The sequence below is a fragment of the Streptomyces sp. NPDC127068 genome (assembly GCF_042724695.1).
In the GTDB taxonomy this organism is placed as follows: Bacteria; Actinomycetota; Actinomycetes; order Streptomycetales; family Streptomycetaceae; genus Streptomyces.
In genome coordinates this window covers 1-19,515 of record NZ_JBHXEN010000012.1, presented here as the reverse complement: position 1 = coordinate 19,515, position 19,515 = coordinate 1, and the positions used below count along the sequence as shown (strand labels likewise).

At 72.5% G+C, this 19,515-nt stretch carries 18 protein-coding genes; 15 read left to right on the top strand and 3 right to left on the bottom strand.

The features are described from left to right. The first annotated feature begins 103 nt into the window (after positions 1-103). The 3 genes from ACFWIA_RS09830 to ACFWIA_RS09820 all read left to right on the top strand — a co-directional run bounded on the left by ACFWIA_RS09830 (position 104) and on the right by ACFWIA_RS09820 (position 3,115). On the top strand, positions 104-877 hold the full coding sequence (locus tag ACFWIA_RS09830; RefSeq protein ID WP_387002188.1) for a class I SAM-dependent methyltransferase: 774 nt from the start codon (positions 104-106) through the stop codon (positions 875-877). A gap of 315 nt (positions 878-1,192) precedes the next feature. Beyond that, complete coding sequence (locus ACFWIA_RS09825; protein WP_387002186.1) at positions 1,193-2,461, top strand: sulfite oxidase; 1,269 nt, start codon at positions 1,193-1,195, stop codon at positions 2,459-2,461. 36 nt (positions 2,462-2,497) lie between these two features. Then, entirely contained in the window at positions 2,498-3,115 is a 618-nt protein-coding gene (locus ACFWIA_RS09820; protein ID WP_387002185.1) for a hypothetical protein, read from the top strand. On the opposite strand, the gene ACFWIA_RS09815 is transcribed toward ACFWIA_RS09820, so the two are convergent. The 3 genes from ACFWIA_RS09815 to ACFWIA_RS09805 are packed head-to-tail and all read right to left on the bottom strand — an operon-like array spanning position 3,109 to position 6,332. Then, positions 3,109-3,744, bottom strand: a complete 636-nt coding sequence (locus tag ACFWIA_RS09815; RefSeq protein ID WP_387002183.1) for a DsbA family oxidoreductase — start codon at positions 3,742-3,744, stop codon at positions 3,109-3,111. The genes ACFWIA_RS09820 and ACFWIA_RS09815 overlap by 7 nt on opposite strands. A 27-nt stretch (positions 3,745-3,771) precedes the next feature. After that, positions 3,772-5,346, bottom strand: coding sequence for an MFS transporter (locus ACFWIA_RS09810; RefSeq protein ID WP_387002182.1), 1,575 nt, complete (start codon positions 5,344-5,346; stop codon positions 3,772-3,774). After that, entirely contained in the window at positions 5,343-6,332 is a 990-nt protein-coding gene (locus tag ACFWIA_RS09805; protein ID WP_387002180.1) for a zinc-binding dehydrogenase, read from the bottom strand. Before ACFWIA_RS09805 ends, ACFWIA_RS09810 begins: the two co-directional genes overlap by 4 nt. Before the next feature lie 83 nt (positions 6,333-6,415). Here ACFWIA_RS09805 and ACFWIA_RS09800 point away from each other — a divergent pair, with 83 nt between their 5' ends. From ACFWIA_RS09800 to ACFWIA_RS09745, 12 genes are all read left to right on the top strand, one after another. Next, positions 6,416-7,057 (top strand): TetR/AcrR family transcriptional regulator, encoded by a 642-nt coding sequence (locus ACFWIA_RS09800; protein WP_387002178.1) that lies wholly within the window; start codon positions 6,416-6,418, stop codon positions 7,055-7,057. Positions 7,058-7,226: 169 nt separating this feature from the next. Continuing rightward, positions 7,227-8,075: an IclR family transcriptional regulator gene (locus tag ACFWIA_RS09795; protein WP_387002176.1), complete on the top strand. Its 849-nt coding sequence runs from the start codon at positions 7,227-7,229 to the stop codon at positions 8,073-8,075. A 374-nt stretch (positions 8,076-8,449) separates the two neighbouring features. Then, positions 8,450-9,169, top strand: coding sequence for an aspartate/glutamate racemase family protein (locus tag ACFWIA_RS09790; RefSeq protein ID WP_387002174.1), 720 nt, complete (start codon positions 8,450-8,452; stop codon positions 9,167-9,169). Between the two features lie 45 nt (positions 9,170-9,214). Beyond that, positions 9,215-10,198, top strand: a complete 984-nt coding sequence (locus ACFWIA_RS09785) for a membrane dipeptidase (RefSeq protein ID WP_387002172.1) — start codon at positions 9,215-9,217, stop codon at positions 10,196-10,198. A gap of 80 nt (positions 10,199-10,278) precedes the next feature. Beyond that, complete coding sequence (locus tag ACFWIA_RS09780) at positions 10,279-11,889, top strand: phytoene desaturase family protein (RefSeq protein WP_387002170.1); 1,611 nt, start codon at positions 10,279-10,281, stop codon at positions 11,887-11,889. Beyond that, positions 11,886-13,532 carry an ABC transporter substrate-binding protein gene (locus ACFWIA_RS09775; RefSeq protein ID WP_387002168.1) on the top strand — a complete coding sequence of 549 codons (1,647 nt, stop codon included), beginning with the start codon at positions 11,886-11,888 and terminating at the stop codon, positions 13,530-13,532. Before ACFWIA_RS09780 ends, ACFWIA_RS09775 begins: the two co-directional genes overlap by 4 nt. Before the next feature lie 13 nt (positions 13,533-13,545). Next, positions 13,546-14,496: an ABC transporter permease gene (locus tag ACFWIA_RS09770; RefSeq protein ID WP_387002166.1), complete on the top strand. Its 951-nt coding sequence runs from the start codon at positions 13,546-13,548 to the stop codon at positions 14,494-14,496. 19 nt (positions 14,497-14,515) lie between these two features. Then, positions 14,516-15,463, top strand: a complete 948-nt coding sequence (locus ACFWIA_RS09765) for an ABC transporter permease (protein ID WP_387002164.1) — start codon at positions 14,516-14,518, stop codon at positions 15,461-15,463. Between the two features lie 15 nt (positions 15,464-15,478). After that, positions 15,479-16,519, top strand: a complete 1,041-nt coding sequence (locus ACFWIA_RS09760) for an ABC transporter ATP-binding protein (protein ID WP_387002162.1) — start codon at positions 15,479-15,481, stop codon at positions 16,517-16,519. Continuing rightward, complete coding sequence (locus ACFWIA_RS09755) at positions 16,516-17,571, top strand: ABC transporter ATP-binding protein (RefSeq protein ID WP_387002160.1); 1,056 nt, start codon at positions 16,516-16,518, stop codon at positions 17,569-17,571. The genes ACFWIA_RS09760 and ACFWIA_RS09755 overlap by 4 nt, the downstream gene beginning before the upstream one ends. Beyond that, positions 17,568-19,046 (top strand): aldehyde dehydrogenase, encoded by a 1,479-nt coding sequence (locus ACFWIA_RS09750; RefSeq protein WP_387002158.1) that lies wholly within the window; start codon positions 17,568-17,570, stop codon positions 19,044-19,046. The genes ACFWIA_RS09755 and ACFWIA_RS09750 overlap by 4 nt, the downstream gene beginning before the upstream one ends. Positions 19,047-19,097: 51 nt before the next feature. Continuing rightward, complete coding sequence (locus tag ACFWIA_RS09745; RefSeq protein ID WP_387002156.1) at positions 19,098-19,412, top strand: muconolactone Delta-isomerase; 315 nt, start codon at positions 19,098-19,100, stop codon at positions 19,410-19,412. Positions 19,413-19,515: the final 103 nt, after the last annotated feature.

The following is a 19,515-nucleotide window of genomic DNA, read 5'->3' as shown; positions in this document are numbered from 1 at the left end:
GGCCAACCTCCCTACGCACCACAGCTGTTGATCGTTCGGCGCAGCCCCTCGGTCCGCGCCAAATCCAGTCGCTCCGAGCGGACCGCCGGCCTACCGTCGTCCCATGGCCGACCAAGACTTCGATGCCGCAGCCCTGTACGACGAGGACTACCTGCACTTCTACGCCGGACCCGGAATCCCGGCGGACCACGAACGCCAGGTCGGTGACGACCGCAGCGAGGCCGACGCGGACCTCATCGTCCGACTCCTCGAACTCCGCCCGGGCGCCCGGGTCCTCGACCTGGCCTGCGGGCACGGCCGCATCGCCAACCGCCTCGCGGCCCGGGGCCACGCCGTCACCGGAATCGACTCCTCGCCGGCCTTCCTCGCCCGGGCCCGCACCGACGCGTCCGCCCGGGGCGTCCCCGTCGACTACCGCCAGGGCGACATGCGCGACCTCCCGTGGGACGGGGAGTTCGACGCGGTCGTCAACTGGTTCACCGCGTACGGGTACTTCGACGACGACACCAACCGCGCGGTGCTCCGGGGCGTCGCCCGGACGCTGCGGCCGGGCGGCCGGGTGATCCTGGACCTGAACAACCTCACTTCCGCCCTGCGCGGACACCGACCCGCCCGGATCGCCGTCCACGAAGACGGCGACCTGTTCGCGGACCGGCACCACCTCGATCCGCTCACCTCGCGGCTGCACGCGGAACGGACCGTGGTGCGCGACGGTCGGGCCCGCACGTTCTCCTTCCACGTACGGCTGTTCGCCTTCCCCGAACTGCGGGACTGGCTCCACGCCGCCGGGTTCACCGACGTCACCGGACACGGCGAGGACGGCGGGCCGCTGCGCGCCGACCACGACCGCATGGTCGTCGCCGCCCGCCGGGCCTGACCGCGGCCCCACCGGGCGGGTCTGCTCCCGACGGAACGGATCCGCCCGCTTCGGCGAACTCCCGGTGCGCCCCGGCTCGCCGTCGTACCATCACCGTCATGGCCCCTCGCCACGGACACTCGGACCCGGCCCGCTGCGCCCGCCCCGCGCACGGCTGTTGTTGACCCGAGCCCCACGCCGACCCCGCGCGCCGTCCGCACCCGCCCGATCGGGTCACCGCCCCGCCCCCCGAAGGGGCCGCGCGCCGCTCCGCCCGCCTCCCGTCCCGTCCCGCTCCGTCCCGTCCCGCTCCGTTCCGTCCGCGAGGGAACCGCCGTGCCCATCACCCCCGAACACCGCTACGACCACCTCAGACTGCGCCAGTGGCTCGACGGTCGGGCCCGCGCCGACGGCGTCGCCCGTCGGGACCTGTTCCGACTGCTCGGCGCCAGCGCCGCCCTGAGCGCCCTGCCCACCGCGCTCCAGACGGCCCTGCCGGGTGCCGCGGCCCCGGCGCACGCCGCCGCCGGCATCCGCAAACCACTGCCGCCCGAGTGGTTCACCGTGCGGGGCACCAACGCCGAGACCAAGTTCGACGCACTGGCGGGCACCGGCTACCACACGCCCAACGAGCGGTTCTTCGTCCGCAACCACACCAGCACCCCCGCGCTCGCCCCGGACGACTGGACCCTGACCGTGTGGGGCAGCGGACTGCGCGGCGACCCGGCCGTCTTCGGACTGGACGACCTGCGGGCCCTGCCCGCCGTCACCCGCAGTGCGGTCGTCGAGTGCGCGGGCAACGGGCGCAGCCTGTTCGCGAGCCAGCAGGGGCAGTCCGTCTCCGGTACCGCCTGGACGCTGGGCGCGATCGGTGCCGCCCGGTGGCGCGGGGTACGGCTGGCGGACGTCCTGCGCCGGGCCGGAATCCGACGCGACGCCGTGGACGTGATGCCCCGGGGCCTCGACGCCGAGTACGTCACGCCCGACGGGGCGTCCCTGGGCCGGGTGCGCCGCCCGTTGCCCGCCGCCAAGGCCCTGGACGACGTCATCCTCGCGTACGAGATGAACGGCGAACCCCTCCCGCCCGACCACGGCAGCCCGGTGCGCGTCGTCGTTCCCTCGTGGATAGGCATCGCCTCCATCAAGTGGGTCGGTGACGTCGAGGTCTCCGCCGAGCCGCTCTACTCGCCCTGGAACACCTCCTTCTACCGGCTCTGGGGCGCCACCCACCCGGCCGAGGGCAGCCCGCCGCTCACCCGGCAGACCCTCAAGACGGCCCTCGAACTGCCCTGGAACGCCCGCCTCCCGGCGGGGGAGCGGCACCGGGTGACGGGCCGTTCCTGGTCCGGTGCCGGTGGGGTCGTCCGGGTCGAGACCAGCGTCGACGGGGGCCACCACTGGCGATCCGCGCGGCTCCTCGACCCGCCCCGGCGCGCCGGTTGGGTCCGCTGGCACACCGACTGGCGTCCCGTGGTGCCGGGGCCCGCCGTGCTGCTGGCCCGCGCCACCGACACCACCGGCCGTACCCAGCCGCTCAGCACCGCGCACAACACCCAGGGCTACCTCTTCGACGCGGTGGTCCGCCACCCGGTCACGGTGACCTGAGCGACGTCTGCTCGGGCGGCCACTAGGGTGATGATCATGCGCACGATGAAGATCCCGATTGCTGTCGCCCTGCTCGGACTCCTCGTTGCGGGGTGTTCGGACGGGGACGGCGACCCGGACCGGTCCGACTCCCGTTCCAAGGCCCTGGCGTTGCTCCCGCAGCAGGTGCCCGAGCCCGCCGCCCTACCGGACGCCGCACTGCAACCGTCGCCCGCAGCCGGAGCGCCCTTCGGCGAGCAACTGGCGTACGAACTGCGCACGCGCACCCTGAACATGGCCAAGGCCGGGGGTGACGTGAGCGCCGAGTGCCCCGACTCCGCGGCTTCGAAGGCCGGCACCGAACTGACCTGCACCAGCACCTACGAGGGGCTCAAGCTGACCTGGGACGTGAAGATCGGGGAGACCTCCGACTTCTCGTCCAGCCACGTGGAGTACCAGGCCACTCCCCGCAAGGCCGTCCTCACCCGGGACGGGGCCGCCCGTCTGCTCTACGGCAACTACACCCCCGACGCGGTCCGTTGCAGCGGCATCCCGCGGGCGGTGCTGGTGCCCCTGGACTCGCCCACCTCGTACCGGTGCCAGACGGTGAAGGACGGCAAGCCGGGCCTGGCCCAGAACGTCCGGGTCACCGACGCGGGCCCGCGCTTCTACTGACTTCCCTGGGGCGTCGCCGAGGGGGTCGACAGCAGGCGGGCGAGGGCGGCGGGGTCCTGGATCAGGGAGGCCGGCGGCCCCCCGTCGACCACCAGGGTGGGCACCCCACGGATTCCGTGTGCGGCGGCCCGCCGTTCGTCGGCGCGGACGTCCGCCGCGAACTCCGTTCCGGACAGCACGCGGTGGACCTCGGACGGGTCGAGTCCCGCCTCGGTGCCCAGCCGTTGGAGCACCGAGGCGTCGGCGATGTTGAGCCCCTCGGTGTGGTAACCGTGCAGCAGCAGTTCCAGGACCTCGTCCACCCGTCGGTGGGCGGCGGCCAGCTTGACCAGCCGGTGGGCGTCGAAGGAGTTGACCGGCCGGGCCCGGTGCAGGTCGAGCCGCAGCCCCTCGGCCGCACCGTTCGACTCGATCAACTTCAGGCGCTCGGCAGCCTGTTCGGTACTGCCCGCGTACCGGGCGATGACCTCGGCGGCCGTCTCGCCGGGCACCCGGTCGCCGTCCGGTGCCAACTCCAGGCTGCGCCAGACGACGACCGGCGCGTCTCGTCCCGCCAGTGCGGTCGCCAGTCGTCGGTGCCCTATGTAGCACCAGGGGCACAGGACGTCGAAGTACACCTCTACCTGCATGAGCGGGCTTCCCTTCGATGGGTTCGGTCAGTGGCCGGCGCGGACGTCCGCGCCGCGGCCCTCGGGGGACATGGTGCCCTGCGGGGTGCGCGCCGCCCGGCCGCGCAGGGCCAGGGTCAGGACCGCGAGGGCGACCAGCAACGGCATCAGGACGAACGCGTGCACGTGGAGGGCCTGCGTGAACGCGTCGTGCGCGGCCCCCACCAGCTGCGCTGCGGTGGCCGGCGGCAACTGCCGTGCCGCCTCCAGCGCCGCGGGCAGCGTCTCGGCGGCGGGCCCGTCGAGGTGCGCGGAGAGCTCCCGGGGCAGTCGGTCGGCCAGCCGGTCGCCGTAGACGGCGGCGGCGACGCTGCCCAGACCGGCGATGCCGAGGGCGCCGCCGAGTTCCGCGCCGGTCTCGGAGACGGCCGACGCGGCACCGGCCCGCTCCGGCGGGGCCGCGCCCACCACCAGTCCGGTGCCCAGGGCCATGAACGGGGTGAGCCCGGCGAAGAGGAGCACGGAACCGGCCACCAGGTACCCGGGCCCGCCGTCGACCCGGGTGAGCAGCACCGGCCCCAGCACGGCGCAGGCGGCTCCCGTGCCCATCAGCACGGGCGGTGGGAACCGGCTGGTCAGTCCGGAGGCCCACAGGGCGACCGCGGTACCGGCCACGGCCGTCGGCAACTGCCACAGCCCCGCCGTCAAGGGCTCGAACCCCAGCACCAGTTGGAGGTACTGCGAACTGAGCAGGCTGGTGCTGAACAGGACCGCGCCGACCACCACCATGCCCCCGACCGAGACCGCGAACGCGGGGACGCGGAACAGGGACAGGTCGATCAGCGGGGTGGCGAGCCGATGTTGACGTCGGACGAAGGTCGTGCCGATGAGCAGTCCGGCGGCCACCCAGGCCAGCGCGACGGGAGCGAAGCCGTCCAGGGCGAGGCTCTTGACCCCGTACACGGTCGTGAGGGGGGCCAGCAGGATCAGCGCGACGCTGACCGGGTCCAACCGCCCGCCGCCGGTGGTGCGGAACTCGGGCACCAGGAACGGGACCGTGAGCAGCAGCACCACCATGGCCGGTACGGCGACGAGGAAGACGGAGCCCCACCAGAAGTACTGGAGCAGCGCGCCGCCGACCAGCGGACCGAGGGCACCGCCGGCCATGAAGCTCGTCATCCAGATCGTGATGGCGAGGGTGCGTTGCCCGGGGTCCCGGAACAGGTTGCGGATCACGGAGAGCGAGGAGGGTGCCAGGAAGGCCGCCGCCAACCCCTGGAGCGCACGGGCCGCGATGAGCGTCCCGGGGCCGGTCGCGTAGGCCGCGAGGAGCGAGGCGGCGGTGAACGCGACGGCCCCGACCAGCAGCATCCGGCGGTGTCCCAGTCGGTCCCCGAGGGCGCCCGTGGCGATCAGCGAACCGGCGACCAGGAAGCCGTACACGTCCGTGATCCACAGCAGTTGGGAGCCGCTGGGGCCCAGATCGCGGCTGAGCGTCGGCAGCGCCAGGTAGAGCACCGACATGTTCATCATGACCAGGACGGCCGGGACGCCCAGCACCGCGAGGGCGACCCACTCCCGGGCACCGGCGCGGGCGGGCGGCTCGCGGGTGGGACCGCTCATCGATCGACGTCCGCGGGCTCGACGTCCCCGACGACGAGCAGGGTCTTGCCCAGGGTGGCCCGGGCTTCGATGGCCGCGTGCGCTGCTGCCGCCGAGGCGAGGGGGAAGGTCTGGCCGATCACGGGCCGCAGGGTGCCGTGCACCGCCAGCCGCAGGGCGTCGCCGATCAGGGCACGGGTCTCGGCGGGCGTCGGAGCCGCGGACAGTGCGAGGGACCGGACGCCGCGGGCGGCGAGCGCCTCCTCGTCCGGCTCGGCGTCCGCGCCGCTCGCCATGCCGTACCGGCTGATCCGGCCACCGGGGCGCAGCGTGTCGGTCGCCTCGGTGCCGATGGTGCCGCCCACCCCGTCGAAGACGAGGTCGAGAGCGCCGCCGGCCGCCTCCCGGACCCGGTCGGGCCAGCCGTCCTCGGAGTAGTCGACGGGACGGGCGCCGAGCGAGGCGACGAGTTCGGCCTTCCGGTCGCCGCGCGCCGCACCCACCACTCGCGCCCCGGCGTGCACCGCCAACTGCACCAGGAGGCTGCCGACACCGCCCGCGGCGGCCTCCACCAGGACCTTCTCGCCCGGCTCCACCGCTGCCTGCCGGTGGAGCAGTAGCGCCGTGCGGCCGTCCGCGAGGAGCGCGACCGCCTCGCGCAGATCGAGCCCCGGGGGGACCGGCACCACGTCGTCGACCCGGGCCAGGGCGCGTTCGGCGTAGCCTCCGGTGCCGCCGGTCGTGGTGACGACGGTCGTGCCCCGCAGGGCGGGGTCCACCCCGGGGCCGACGGCGGTGACGCGTCCGCCGACGCCGTTGCCCGGCACCCGGGGCAGCGGCGGGCGACCGAAGGGGCCGCTGCCGGAACGCACCTGGGTCTCGACGAACGTGACGCTCGCGTAGGCCACGTCGACGAGCACCTGACCGGGACCCGGCTCCGGTTCCGCGACCTGTCGCGCCTCCAGGACCTGCGGCGCTCCGAACTCCTGCATCACCACGGCCAGCACGGCAACCCTCCAAACGGATAATTTCGCTTCGTTTGGAAACGTATAACGGAGTGATTCGCTTCGCAAGCCGCTAGAGTGAGGCCATGGCCCGACGAGCACCCCGGTACGCAGAAGCCGAACGCAACGACCGTGCGCTGCTGGAGGCGGCCAAGAAGGTCCTCGCGGTGGACGGCGCCCACGCCTCCGTGGCGGCGATCGCGGCCCGCGCCGGGGTGGGGATCGCCAGCCTGTACCGCCGCTACCGCACCAAGGAGGAGCTGTTCCAGCACCTGTGCGCGCTCTCGCTCGGTCAGTGGATCGAAGCCGCGGAGCACGGGTTGGAACACGAGGACCCCTGGGCCGGGCTCGTCCACTACGTGACCGCCGCCGTCGAGTTCAGCGGCGGCGCGCTCGGGTCGCTGGCCGGCACGATCTCCGTCACCGACGAGATGGCGGAGCGGTTCACCCGGTCCGAGGAGCTGATGCTCGCCCTGGTGGCGCGTGCGCACGAGGCCGGAGTGCTCCGGGCCGACGCCACCGCGGTGGACGTCGCCCTGCTCATCGAACAGCTCGGGAAGTCCTCCCTGGTCGAGCAGTTCGAGCAGCAGGAGCGGACGGACCTCCTCGATGCGGCCGTCAGTGCCCGTCAGCGCACCCTCGCGATCGCCCTGGACGGACTGCGGACGGGGCACGGCCCGCTGCCGGGTGGGCCGCCCGGCCCGGACCTGCTCACCGAGCGCTGGTGACCCGTCGGGGCGGCTCACCCGTACGGCTCACGGAGAGGGTGACTCCGTGTGGCCCCTGTGTGATAATCGCGAACGATCACGTCATCCAGCACTGACCGACGGCGGAAACCCCCTTCGCGCAAGGGCCCGGAACGGGCTTCCGCCGTGCACAGGGAGAGGACCGGCCGCCATGGCGACCGAGCACGGGTCGGAGCCTGCGGAGTCGGCCCCGTCGGGTCACGCGCGGGGGCCCGCCTCCGCCGCGGACGAGCCCGTCGCCCCGGCCGGTGGCGCCACGGTGCAGATCGTGGACCACGCCCTGGCGGTCCTCAAGGCGATCGCCGAGGCCGACAGGCCGCGCGGGGTGCGCGAGTTGAGCCGCGACCTGGTCATCAGCAAGAGTTCGACGCAGCGCATCCTCGTCTCCCTGGAACGCGTGGGCCTGGCCGTCCTGGAGGAGCACTCCCGCAAGTACGTCATCGGCCCGGCCGCGCTCACCCTCGCCTGGAAGCACGCCGCGAACAGTGATCTGGTGGGCGCGGCGGCCGAGGCCACCACCCGGATCGCCGCGGTCACCGGGGAGACGGCGTGCGTGTCCACCCTGGTCGACGGTCGACGCGTGACCGTCTTCGAGGCGGAGAGCGCGCAACCGCTGCGGTTGATCACCGGCGTCGGTCGGCCCTACTCGCTGTTCTCCGGGGCCACCGGCCGGGTGCTGCTCGCGATGCTGCCCGAGGCGGAGCTGGAACGACTGGTGCGCGCCCGCGAGTCGGGGGACGCCGGCCCGCCCGCGGACTCCCGGGAGGTCGTCGAGCGCATCGCCGACGCCCGGCGGCGCGGCTACGCGGTGAGTCGGGGAGAGTGGATCACCGGTGGTTGCGGAGTCGCCGTCCCCATCGGCACCCAGGGGAGCATCACCGCCGCGCTGAGCATCTACGGGCCCGAGGCGCGGCTCAGTGACGAGCGCATGACGGATCTGGTGCCGGCGCTGCGGTCGGCCGCCGCGCAGATCGCCGATCGGTGGCGCCTGCCCGCGTAGCCCCGCCGGGGCCGGTCCCGCGGGACCGCCGTCGCCCCGCCCTCGCGCCGTTCCTGTGAACCAGCCGCACCGAGTGCTCGGTGCGGCTTCTTCGTGCGCGTCACGTGCTTCGTGCGTCCTGTGGCCCACGTGTTCGTTTTTCGCCTGTGCGCACCCCATTGACCTGGCTTGAAGCCGTCGGTACGTTGTGCCGAACGAGATCTGGTCCACTGTCCCAGATTCCCGGTGGCCGTTCTGGGGGCGGCCGGATTCCCCCGTGTCGTTCCCTCCCGGGCCCCACCCCCGGGGCCTTCCGTACCCCGGGTCCTCGGGTGAAGCCCGACCCGGAGTCACGACCGTTCCCCATACCGTCAGTTGTTGAGGAGAAGTCGCTTATGTTGCTCGGTTGGCGTGCACGAATCGGTCAGATCCGTCCGGCCACGGCCATCGAAGGCGCCGAGGAGTGGCGCTCCGTGGCCCCCACGGGCGTCGCGTTCGCCGATGCGCGGACCATCGTCCCCCGCGTGGACGCGGAAGGGCTCAAGGAGATGATGAGCCAGGTACTGGAAGCCTCGCGGCAGCTGGCGACCGCCAAGGTCGACCTGATCGTGCAGTGCGGCGCCCCGGGCACCTTCATCCCGGGACCCGGCACCGACGAGAAGGTCACCGACGAGATCACGGCCGAGACCGGCATCCCCGCCATCACCATGATGCAGGCGACCGTGGACGCCCTCCGGGCGGTCGGCGCCACCTCCGTCGCCGTCGGCAGCATCTACACCGACGAGGTCAACGACGCCCTACGGGACTACCTCACCGCGCTCGGCTTCGAGGTGCCGGTGATGGAGGGCCTCCAGATGACGGACCCCTACGAGGCCAGCGTGCACGACGCGGACAGCGCCTACCGGTTGGGTCGACGCCTGCACCGGGCGGCCCCCGACGTGGACGCCCTGCTGATCTCCTGCGGCACCTACCGCACCTTCGACGTCCTGCCCTACCTGGAGATGGACACCGGTCTGCCGGTGGTGACCAGCAACCAGGCATCGCTGTGGAAGGCACTGCGCCACCTCGGGCTGCGCGACGAGATCGCGACCCTGGGCCGACTCGGCCGGCTCTGAACCGATCCCGTTCACCTCCCGCCCGACCAGTAGAGGAAGTCAACCGTGCTCGTAGACGCACTCCAGTTCGTCAAGCCCTCCCGTGAACGCTTCGAGGAGTGGCACGCCGCCCGGATCACCGCGGTCCACGCCACCGTGGCGATCTGGGAGGACTCCACCGAAACCCTGCGGGAGGTCGGCCGCTGGCAGCGACTGCTCGCCGAGAACGCCGATCTGCTCGGTGAGGGCCGCTCCGGCGACGACCTCCGGGCGGCCGAGCGGGACGGACGCACCGCGATCGTCCTCGGGTTCCAGAACAGCAGTCCCTTCGAGGACGACCTCGACCTCGTCGGCGCCTTCCACCAGGCCGGCGTGCGCATCGCCCAGCTGACGTACAACACCCAGAACTCCGCGGGAGCGGGCTGCTGGGAGGGCGACGACGCCGGGCTGTCCCGGACGTACGGCGTCAATCTGGTCCGTGAGATGAACCAGGTCGGCATGCTGATCGACATCTCCCACTGCAACGAGCGGACGTCACTCGAAGCCCTGGAGGCATCGGAACGTCCGGTCGCCGTCACCCACGCCAACCCCCGGGAATTCGTCGGCGAGAACGTGGAGCTGCGCTTCCGCAACAAGTCGGACACGGTCCTGAAGAAGGCCGCCGAGAAGGGCGGTGTGGTGGGCCTGAGCATGTATCCCCGCATCGCCCCCAACGGAGTCGACTGCACCGTCGAAGAATTCTGCGACATGATCGCCTACACCGTCGAACTGATCGGCGTCGACCACGTCGGACTCGGTTCCGACTACTACGCGGGGCAGGGCGACGAGGAACTGCACTGGTGGCGGCAGGGTCGCTGGAGCCGCAAGCCGATGGTCCCCATTTCCGGACCGGTCGAGTTCCCCGAATGGTTCGCCGCGGGCCGTGGGTACGCGCCCGTGTTGGAGCGGTTGCGCACCCGCGGATTCAGCGCCGCGGAGGTCGAGCAGATATCCGGCGGGAATTGGCTCCGGATGTTCGACGACGGATTCTCGGCCGCCCCGCAGAACTGACCCGCGCGGCGAACACCACGAACACCACGAAAAAACGAACACGGCGAACACGAGGGTGCGAGGAAGGGGCTGGGCGAGTCATGAACCGGTTTGACGCGGTGGTCGTCGGAGGCGGTCACAACGGGCTGGTGACGGCGGCCTATCTGGGCCGGGCCGGACTCAGCGTCGCCGTGGTCGAATCCCGCCCGGCGCTCGGCGGACCCTGCGGCGGCTACGAGTTCCTCCCGGGACGCCGACTCGCCTTCACCAACTCACCCGGCTCCCTCGATCCCGCCGTGGTGCACGAACTGGGGCTCGCCGAGCACGGCCTGAGGTTCGTGAGGGCGGACCCCACGGTCGTCCAACAGTTCGACGGCCGGTGCTTCCTCGGCTGGCGCGACCCGGCCCTGGTCGACCGTCAGCTCGACGGGTTCGCCCCGGGCGAGGCCCGCCGCTACCGGGGACTGATCCGTTCCCTGGAACGACTCGGCGCGCGCCTCGGAGTCCGACTGGACGAGCCGCCGCCGACCCTGGATGCCCTGCGGGAACGACTGACCGACCGCGAGGAACGGGAGTTGTTCGCCGCCGTCTTCGACGGCAGCCTCACCGAGCTGCTCCACGCGCACCTCCGCTCCGACCAGGCCAAGGCGCTGCTCGGGATGCTCGCCCTGAACGCGCACCTCGTCCCGCCCTCGGCCCCCGGCACGGCCGTCGGACTGATGATGCGCCCGTTCGCCCTCGCCGCCACCGCGGCGGGCGGGCACCCGGGCCAGGCGGCCGAGCGGGTGGCGCTCCGCGGCTCCACCGGACTGCCGGTGGGGTCCATGAGCGCGATCGTCGACGCCCTGGAGGGCTGCTGTCGCCGCCACGGAGTGGAGATCCGCACCGGAACACCGGTGGCGCGCATCCTCCACGACGGGGAGTCCGCCCACGGCGTGGTCACCGCCACCGGCGAGGAGATCACCGCCGACCGGGTGGTGGCGGCCGTCAACCCGGTCCACCTCTTCCGCGACCTGCTGGACGACGCGGCGATGGGGGCGTCCGTCCGGTCCGCCGTGACCGGGACCGAGATGCGGGGCTCCGCGTTCAAACTGGTCCTCGAAGTCGACGCGCTGCCCGCCTACGCCGGACTCGACCCCGAGGTCGACCCGGACCGGGTGCGGGCCTGCCAGTTCCGGGTCGGCTCGTCGCTGGGCCAGATCGAGGAGTCCGTCCGCGAAGCCCGCGCCGGACGCCCGTCGCCCCGGCCCCTGATGTGGGGACTGATACCCACCCTCACCTCCCCCGGACTCACCCCCGGGAACACCCACCTCCTCAGCGTGAACGCCTGGCACGCCCCCTACCGCCCGCACGACGGGGACTGGGACGCCCGGCGGACCGAGGAGTTCGGCCGGACCTGCATCGAAGAGCTCGCCCAGTTGATGCCGGGCCTGCCGGACCGCATCGTCGACCACCGACTGATGAACCCGGTGGAGATCGAAAGCGAACTGGGGCTCGTCGAAAGCAACATCACCCACGGCGACATGCTCCCCCACAGCCTCTTCGGCAATCGCCCCCATCCGGCCCTGGCGGGCTACCGCACCCCGCTCGGCGGCTTCTACGTCACCGGCGCGGGGACCTGGCCCGGCGGCTACGTCACCGGAACACCCGGCAGGAACGCGGCCACCGCGATCCTCCACGACCTCTCCGACGAACGAAGGCGACCAGCATGAGGCTTTCGCACCGCAGAGTGCGCGCGCACCCACGAAGAAGCAGGCTGCGTACCGGAATCGGCTGTGCGGTCGCCGCCGTGCTCCTCACCGGATGCAGCACCAACCCCGGATTCGGCCGCGACGCCCACACCGTGGTCGTCGGAGCCGAAGGCGAGATACCCGCGCTGGACCCGCACCGACTCTCCGGAACCGTGGGCCTGCGACTGGTGGACGCGCTGTTCGACCCCCTCATCCGGGAGGACCTGAGCACGAAGACGGACCGGGCACCCGCCCTGCGCCCCGCCCTGGCCGAGTCCTGGAAGGTCTCCCCGGACGCCCGGACCTACACCTTCGCCCTCCGCAAGGGCGTGGAGTTCGCGGACGGAACGGCCTTCGACGCGACCGCCGTCAAGGTCAACTTCGACCGCATCACGGACGAGACGGCGGACGTCTACGACGCGACGGCCAGCGGCAACATGAAGTTCCTGACCCGCTGGATCGAAGCCGTCCGAGTGGTGGACGCGCACACCCTGTCCCTGCGGCTCACCCAACCGTACGCGGGACTCCCGCGCCTGCTCACCGACCGCCGGATGTCCATCGTCAGCCCCCGGGCGCTGCGCGAGCACCGCCCCGACGACATCGGACTGCACCCCGTCGGTACCGGCCCCTTCGCCCAGCAGGAGGCCGACCACGGCAAGCGCATCAAGATGAAGCGCAACGCCGCCTACTGGGGCGGCGCGCCCGCGGCCCCCTCCCTCATCGTGGAGTCGGTCACCGACCCCACCACCCTCGCCATCGCCGCCCAGACCGGTGAGGTGGACGCCATCCTGAGCGCCGGCGCCCAACAGGTCCAACAGCTCACCCACGACGACGTCATGTCCGTCCAGTACCCGGAACCGGCGAACCAGTACTTCCTCCGGCTGAACACCAGGATCGCGCCCACCGACAACACGGCCTTCCGACAGGCCCTGAACCACGCCGTGGACCGTGCGGCCATCGCCACCCTCACCGGCGGCCAGGTGTCCCCGTCCACCGGCCCCCTGCCCCGCGGCAACGAGGCGTACCCCGACGACCGGACCCGAGCCGCCGGGGGGAACGCCCTGTACGCCCACGACCCCGACCGGGCCCGGCAACTGCTGCGCGAGAGCGGGGTGAAGACGCCGGTGCGGCTGAAACTGCTCGCCCCCGACAGCGGACCGGGATTCTCCCAGGCCACCGAGATCATGTCCCTGGTCCAACAGGACCTCAAGGCCGTGGGAGTCCACCTGGACCTCCAGTACGTGGAGTTCGCCTCCCTGGTCGCCGTGGAGGGCAAGGGGTACGACGACGGCACCCACGGCTCCTTCAACGGCTGGACCACCGGCGCCGACGCCGCGGACTTCCTCGAACGCATGTTCAGCGGCGCCCTGCATCCCCCCAACGGGGTGAACCGTGGCTGGTACCGCAACCCCGACGTCGACGCGCTCTTCGACCGGGCCCGCGGCGAACGGGACGACCGCCGTCGCATGGCGCTCTACCAGGACGCCGCGACCACCATCGCCTCCGACGCCCCCTGGCTCTTCCTGTACCAGGACCGACTGCCGCGGGTCCTCAGCCACCAGGTCAGGGGCGTCACCCCCGCCGCGTCGGTCTACGTCGACTACACCACCATCCGCCGCCGGTAGGGAGGCAACAGACATGCACACCACCGCGGCACCCGACACCGCCCCGGCCCCGCGCCCCCGCTGGCGCGCCCGACTGCGCTCCGTCGCCGGCGGCAACACGACCGCCGTCATCGGGGGCACGATCGTCGCCGCCACCGTCCTCGTGGCGGTCCTGGCACCGGTCATCGCCCCCTACGACCCGCTCGCCACGAACCCGTCGTCCGTCGGGCTCGGCCCGCTCAGCGACGGGCATCTGCTCGGCACCGACGAGGTCGGCCGCGACATCCTCAGCCGGCTGATGCACGGAGCCCGCCTCGCCCTCCTCGTCGCCGTCCTGCCCACCCTGCTCGCCCTGCTGGTCGGCGGCTGTCTGGGACTGCTCTCCGGCTACGTCGGCGGCTGGCTCGACAGCACCCTGATGCGGATCTTCGACGTGATGTTCTCGTTCCCGGGCATCCTGCTCGCGCTCGGCATCAGCGTGGCGCTCGGCCCCGGAACCACCTCGATGATCATCGCCATGGTGGTGGTGACGGTCCCCGAGTTCGGACGGATCGTCCGCGGGTACGTCGTCTCCCTGCGGCAGGAACAGTACGTGGAAGCCGCCGGCGCACTCGGGTACGGCCACCTGCGCATCGCCTTCCGCCACATCGCCCCCAACCTGCTCGGTGGCCTGGTCGTCTTCGCCACCCTCCAGACCGGCCGCAACGTCATCCTCAGCTCCAGCCTCGCCTTCCTCGGCCTGGGCGCCCAACCCCCCGCCCCCGACTGGGGCCAGATGCTCAGCGGCGGGCGCGCCCTGCTGGTGACGGCGCAGCACGTCGCCACCATCCCCGGGCTCGCGATCGTGGTGCTCGCCGTCGGCTTCAACCTGCTGGGGGACGGAATCCGCGACCGCCTCGACCCGCGCACCCGGCAGTCACGCGCCGCCCGCGGGCCCCGGGGAGCCGCCAAGACCACGCTACGGACCCGGTGGAGCCGGTCATGAACAGTCCTGGAGAAACGGCATGCTGACCTTCACCCTGCGCCGCGCCCTACAGATGCTCCCGGTCATCCTCGGGGTGACCGTCGCCACCTTCGGCCTCGGCCAGATCATCCCCGGCGACCAGGCCAGCGCGCTCCTGGGCCCGACCTCGTCGGAGGAGGACCGCCAGGCCCTGCGCGCGGACCTGGGTCTGGACGAACCCGCCCTCGCACGCTACTTCAGCTACCTGGGCAACCTCCTCGGCGGGGACCTGGGCCGCTCGCTCTCCTTCGGCCGACCGGTGTCCGAAGTCCTGTCCGAACGGCTGCTCAACACGGTGCTGCTCTCCGGCACCGCCATCGTGGTGGCCGCCGTCGTCGGGGTGGCGATCGGGACCTGGGCCGCGCAGAAGCCGGGTTCGGCCCGCGACCGCGGACTGACCGTGGGCGTCCTCTTCTTCAACTCCGTGCCCTCGTTCTGGTTCGGACTGGTGCTGATCGTCGTCTTCTCGCTCCAACTGCGCGTGCTGCCGGCGACCGGGATGACCTCCATCGGCGGCGGCGGCGCCCTGGACGTCGCCGCGCACATGGTGCTCCCGGTGACCACGCTCGCCGCCTGGTCGCTCGCCGTGATCGCCCGGATGACCCGCTCCTCGGTGCTGGAAGTGATCGGCAACGACTACGTGCGCACCGCACGCTCGCGCGGCGTCAGCGAGTTCCGCGTCATCGTCCGCCACGTCCTGCCCAATGCGATGCCGTCGGTCGTCACGGTGATCGGCCTCCAGGCGGGCTTCCTGCTGAGCGGAGCGGTCCTCACCGAGACGGTCTTCTCCTGGCCGGGCATCGGACTCGCCCTCCACCAGGCCATCTCCACCCGGGACATCCCCCTGGTCCAGGGCGGAATCCTGGTGATCGCCATCGCCTTCGTGCTGATCAACTTCCTGGTGGACGTGGTCCAGGCGTACTTCAACCCCAAGATCAAACTGGCCTAGCGGGAGGGAACCACCATGACCATCCTGGACGTAGCACACCTCAAGGTCGCCCACCGCGGCCGCAACGCGGGCCACGGCGCGCCCCTGGAGACCGTCCGCGACGTCTCGTTCAGCGTCGCGGCGGGCGAATCGCTGGGCGTCGTCGGCGAATCGGGGTCCGGAAAGAGCCAGACCATGCTCGCGGTCCTGCGGATGCTGGGCGACGACGGGGTCGACATCTCGGGCCGGGTGGACTTCGACGGCAAGGACCTCACCAAGCTCACCCCCCGACAGATACGCACCGTCCGCGGCTCCGGCATCGGCCTGATCTCCCAGGACGCGCTGTCCGCCCTCAACCCCGCCATGACCGTCGGCGCGCAGCTGGCCGAACCCCTCATCCACTACGACGGGCTCAGCCGCCGCGCCGCCGCCGACCGGTGCGCCGAACTCCTCGACCTGGTCGGCCTCCCCTCGGCCCGGGAACGCCTGCGCAACCATCCGCACGAACTGTCCGGCGGCATGCGCCAACGCGTCCTGATCGCCATGGCGATCAGCCGCGACCCCCAGGTCCTCATCGCCGACGAACCGACCACCGCACTCGACGTCACCATCCAGTCGCAGGTGCTCCAACTCATCGACCGGCTCCGCAAGGAACTGAGGATGGCACTGATCCTGATCACCCACGACCTGGGCGTGGTCGCCGGCATCACCGACCGCATCGCGGTCATGTACGCGGGGCGGATCGTGGAGACGGCGCCCACCACCGCACTGTTCGACGCGCCCGGACACCCCTACACCCGCGCCCTGATGGAATCGATCCCCCGGATGGACCGGGACCGCGTCGACCGACTTCCCGCCATCCCCGGTTTCCCGCCCGACCCCGCCGCACCACCACCGGGCTGCGCCTTCCGACCCCGGTGCACCACCGCCCACGCGGAGTGCGACCAGACCGTGCCCGACCTGCTCCCACTGACCGCGAACGCCCCCGGGCACCTCGTCCGCTGCCCGTTCACCACCTCGACCGGTGACCGCGCCACGGCGCCGACCGGCGGCCTTGCGACGGGAGACGGCGCATGAGCGTCGAAGCAGCCGGAGCCACCGGGACCGCAGCACCCGACGCCGTGGTCGTCGACGACCTCGCCGTGCGCTTCCCGATCCGCAGCGGTGTCCTGCGCCGGGTGACCGGCACCGCGCACGCCGTCGACGGGGTCTCCTTCACGGTGCCGGCCCGCAGCATCGTGACCATCGTCGGCGAGAGCGGCAGCGGCAAGACCACCACGGGCCGGGCCCTCGTCGGACTCTCGCCCGTCGCGTCCGGCAGCGTCCGCGTCCAGGGCGGTGAACTGGACCGACTCCGACGGGACGGACGACTGCCCCGGCTCGCCCAGATCGTCTACCAGGACCCCTACGCGAGCCTCAACCCCCGGATGACGATCCGGGCGACGATCCGCGAGGTCGTCACCGTGCACCGGACCGTGCCCCGCGAGGAGGTCGCGGAGAGGGTCGAGGAACTGCTCGGCCAGGTCGGGCTCCGCCCGGAGCTCGCCGACCGCTACCCGCACGAACTCTCCGGCGGCCAGCGCCAGCGCGCGGCGATCGCCCGCGCCCTCGCGGTGGAACCCCGCTTCATCGTCTGCGACGAGATCGTCTCGGCCCTCGACGTGAGCATCCAGGGCCAGATCGTCAACCTGCTGAAGGACCTGCGCCGCGACCGCGACGTGAGCTTCCTCTTCATCTCCCACGACATGAGCGTGGTGCGCCACCTCTCCGACCGGGTGATCGTGATGTACGGCGGGAAGATCATGGAGACCGCCCCGTGCGAGGAGCTGTTCGCCGCGCCGCGCCACCCCTACACCCACGCCCTGCTCAGCGCCGTCCCCGTGCCGGACCCCAGGGCGCAGCGGCCGGGCAGCGCCGTGCGCACCCGGGCCGAACCGCCGGACCCGGCGGCCCCGTTGCCGGGCTGCCGCTTCCAGCGCTCCTGCCCCTTCGCCACGCAGGTGTGCCGGGAGGGCGACGCACCACCCCAGACACCCACCGGAACCGAAGGACACACCGTGGCCTGCCACCACTTCGACACCCCCGCCGTGCGCGACGCCCTGTCCGCGGAAAGGACCCAGACCCCGTGAACCCCTCACCCACGGCCGACGACTTCACCTCCCACACCGGGGGCCGACGCCGGGCGCCCGCCGGTACGCCGGTGCCCCTGGTCGACCCGGCCACCGGGCGGACCTGGGCCCGGGCGCACCTGGACCCGGACGCGGTGGAGGACGCCGTGCGCGGCGCCCGTGCTGCCTTTTTCGACCCGACCTGGGCGGGGCTCCCCGCGCACGCCCGCGCCGATCTGCTGTACCGGCTCGGGGACGCCCTGGTCGCCCACACGGAGGAACTCGCCGCGTGGGAGGCGCTGGCGAACGGCAAACCGCTGACGGCCACCCGGGGGGAGGTGGCGGCCCTGGCCCGCTGGTACCGCTACTTCGCGGCGGTGGCCGAAACGTTGGAGAGCCGTTCCCGTCCGCTGAGCGGCACCGCGGATGCCCTGGTCACCCGGGAACCGCTGGGCGTGGTCGCCGCGCTGACCCCCTTCAACGGGGCGCTCTCGCTGGGCTCGTGGAAGCTCGCGCCGGCCCTGGCCGCCGGCAACACGGTGATCCTCAAACCGCCGCCGCAGGCCCCCGCGTCCTCCGTCCGCCTGGCCGAACTGGCGCTCGACGTGGGGTTCCCGCCCGGGGTGGTCAGCGTGCTGATCGGCGGCGCCGAAGAGGGCCAACGGCTGGTGGAGCACGGGGACGTCGCCATGGTGACCTTCACCGGGAGCACCACGGTCGCCCGGGCCCTAGGAGCCCGGGCCGCAGCGCAGATGAAACGTTACGTCTGTGAGGCGGGCGGCAAGTCCGCGCACCTCGTCTTCGCCGACGGGGACCTCGACGCGGCCGTCAGCGCCGCCCGCCAGGGCGCCTTCTCGGCGGCCGGACAGACCTGTGTCGCCGGCTCCCGCATCCTCGTCCAACGCGAGGTGTACGCCGAGTTCGTCGACCGGTACGCGACCGCGGTGCGCGCACTGCGCGTCGGCGACCCCCGCGATCCGCGCACCCACATCGGCCCGGTGGCCTCCGCCGCCGCGCTCGCCCGCATCGAGTCCTTCGTGGACGACGCGCTCGGCCACGGCGCGAAGGCCGTGACGGGCGGCCGGCGCGCCCAGGTGGCCGGCGCCGAAGAGGGCTTCTGGTACGAGCCGACGGTGCTGGTCGACGCCGACGTCGACCTGGCCGTCTGTCGCGAGGAGGTGTTCGGCCCGGTGGTCACCCTCCACCCCTTCGACACGGAGGACGAAGCGGTGGAGCGCGCGAACTCCCTGGAGTTCGGCCTGGCCGCCGGCTTCTGGACCCGCGACGGCGCCCGCGCCCACCGGGTGGCCCGCCGCCTCCAGGCCGGCGTGGTCTGGGTGAACACGTACCGGCTACTGCACTGGAGCGTTCCGTTCGGCGGCTACAAGCAGTCCGGCAGCGGACGGGAGAACGGCGTCGAAGCGGTCGCCGAGTTCCTCCAGACCAAGTCGATCGTCACCGAGCACGGCACCCCGGCCGACCCCTTCGCCCACTGACCGCTGTTCCGCCGCGCGTCCCGCACGACGCGCACCACCCCAAGGAAGACCGTGGAATTCCTCGTCAACATCCAGATCTCCTGGCCCGAGGCCATGGACCCCGCCCGCAAGGAGGCCGTCTCCGAAGCGGAACGCCTGCGCGCGGCCGACCTCGTCGCCTCCGGTCACCTCGTCCGCATGTGGCGCGTACCCGGCCGCACCGAGAACTGGGGCCTGTGGAGGGCCGCCGACCCCACCGAGATGCACACCATCATCTCCTCGCTGCCGGTGTGGCCCTGGATGGACGTCACCGTCCACGCCATGGCCAGCCACCCGGTCGACCCCGGCCCCAGTACGCCGACGACCCCCCGCGAGGCCGCCGCCTGAGGAGTCCGGCGCCCGGGCGGGGTGACCCCCCCGGGGGCGGGCGCGCCCGGGCCCGCGCGCCGCGCGGCCACGCCAGCAGGGGTGGGGGGGGGTGCCCGACGCT

What these genes read in the sequence shown, in the direction of transcription:
- ACFWIA_RS09815 (WP_387002183.1), bottom strand. Translation starts at nt 3,744, where the DNA reads ATGCAGGTAGAGGTGTACTTCGACGTCCTGTGCCCCTGGTGCTACATA.
- ACFWIA_RS09755 (WP_387002160.1), top strand. Translation starts at nt 16,516, where the DNA reads ATGAGCGTCGAAGCAGCCGGAGCCACCGGGACCGCAGCACCCGACGCC.
- ACFWIA_RS09830 (WP_387002188.1), top strand. Translation starts at nt 104, where the DNA reads ATGGCCGACCAAGACTTCGATGCCGCAGCCCTGTACGACGAGGACTAC.
- ACFWIA_RS09775 (WP_387002168.1), top strand. Translation starts at nt 11,886, where the DNA reads ATGAGGCTTTCGCACCGCAGAGTGCGCGCGCACCCACGAAGAAGCAGG.
- ACFWIA_RS09760 (WP_387002162.1), top strand. Translation starts at nt 15,479, where the DNA reads ATGACCATCCTGGACGTAGCACACCTCAAGGTCGCCCACCGCGGCCGC.
- ACFWIA_RS09790 (WP_387002174.1), top strand. Translation starts at nt 8,450, where the DNA reads ATGTTGCTCGGTTGGCGTGCACGAATCGGTCAGATCCGTCCGGCCACG.
- ACFWIA_RS09810 (WP_387002182.1), bottom strand. Translation starts at nt 5,346, where the DNA reads ATGAGCGGTCCCACCCGCGAGCCGCCCGCCCGCGCCGGTGCCCGGGAG.
- ACFWIA_RS09800 (WP_387002178.1), top strand. Translation starts at nt 6,416, where the DNA reads ATGGCCCGACGAGCACCCCGGTACGCAGAAGCCGAACGCAACGACCGT.
- ACFWIA_RS09780 (WP_387002170.1), top strand. Translation starts at nt 10,279, where the DNA reads ATGAACCGGTTTGACGCGGTGGTCGTCGGAGGCGGTCACAACGGGCTG.
- ACFWIA_RS09770 (WP_387002166.1), top strand. Translation starts at nt 13,546, where the DNA reads ATGCACACCACCGCGGCACCCGACACCGCCCCGGCCCCGCGCCCCCGC.
- ACFWIA_RS09765 (WP_387002164.1), top strand. Translation starts at nt 14,516, where the DNA reads ATGCTGACCTTCACCCTGCGCCGCGCCCTACAGATGCTCCCGGTCATC.
- ACFWIA_RS09820 (WP_387002185.1), top strand. Translation starts at nt 2,498, where the DNA reads ATGCGCACGATGAAGATCCCGATTGCTGTCGCCCTGCTCGGACTCCTC.
- ACFWIA_RS09795 (WP_387002176.1), top strand. Translation starts at nt 7,227, where the DNA reads ATGGCGACCGAGCACGGGTCGGAGCCTGCGGAGTCGGCCCCGTCGGGT.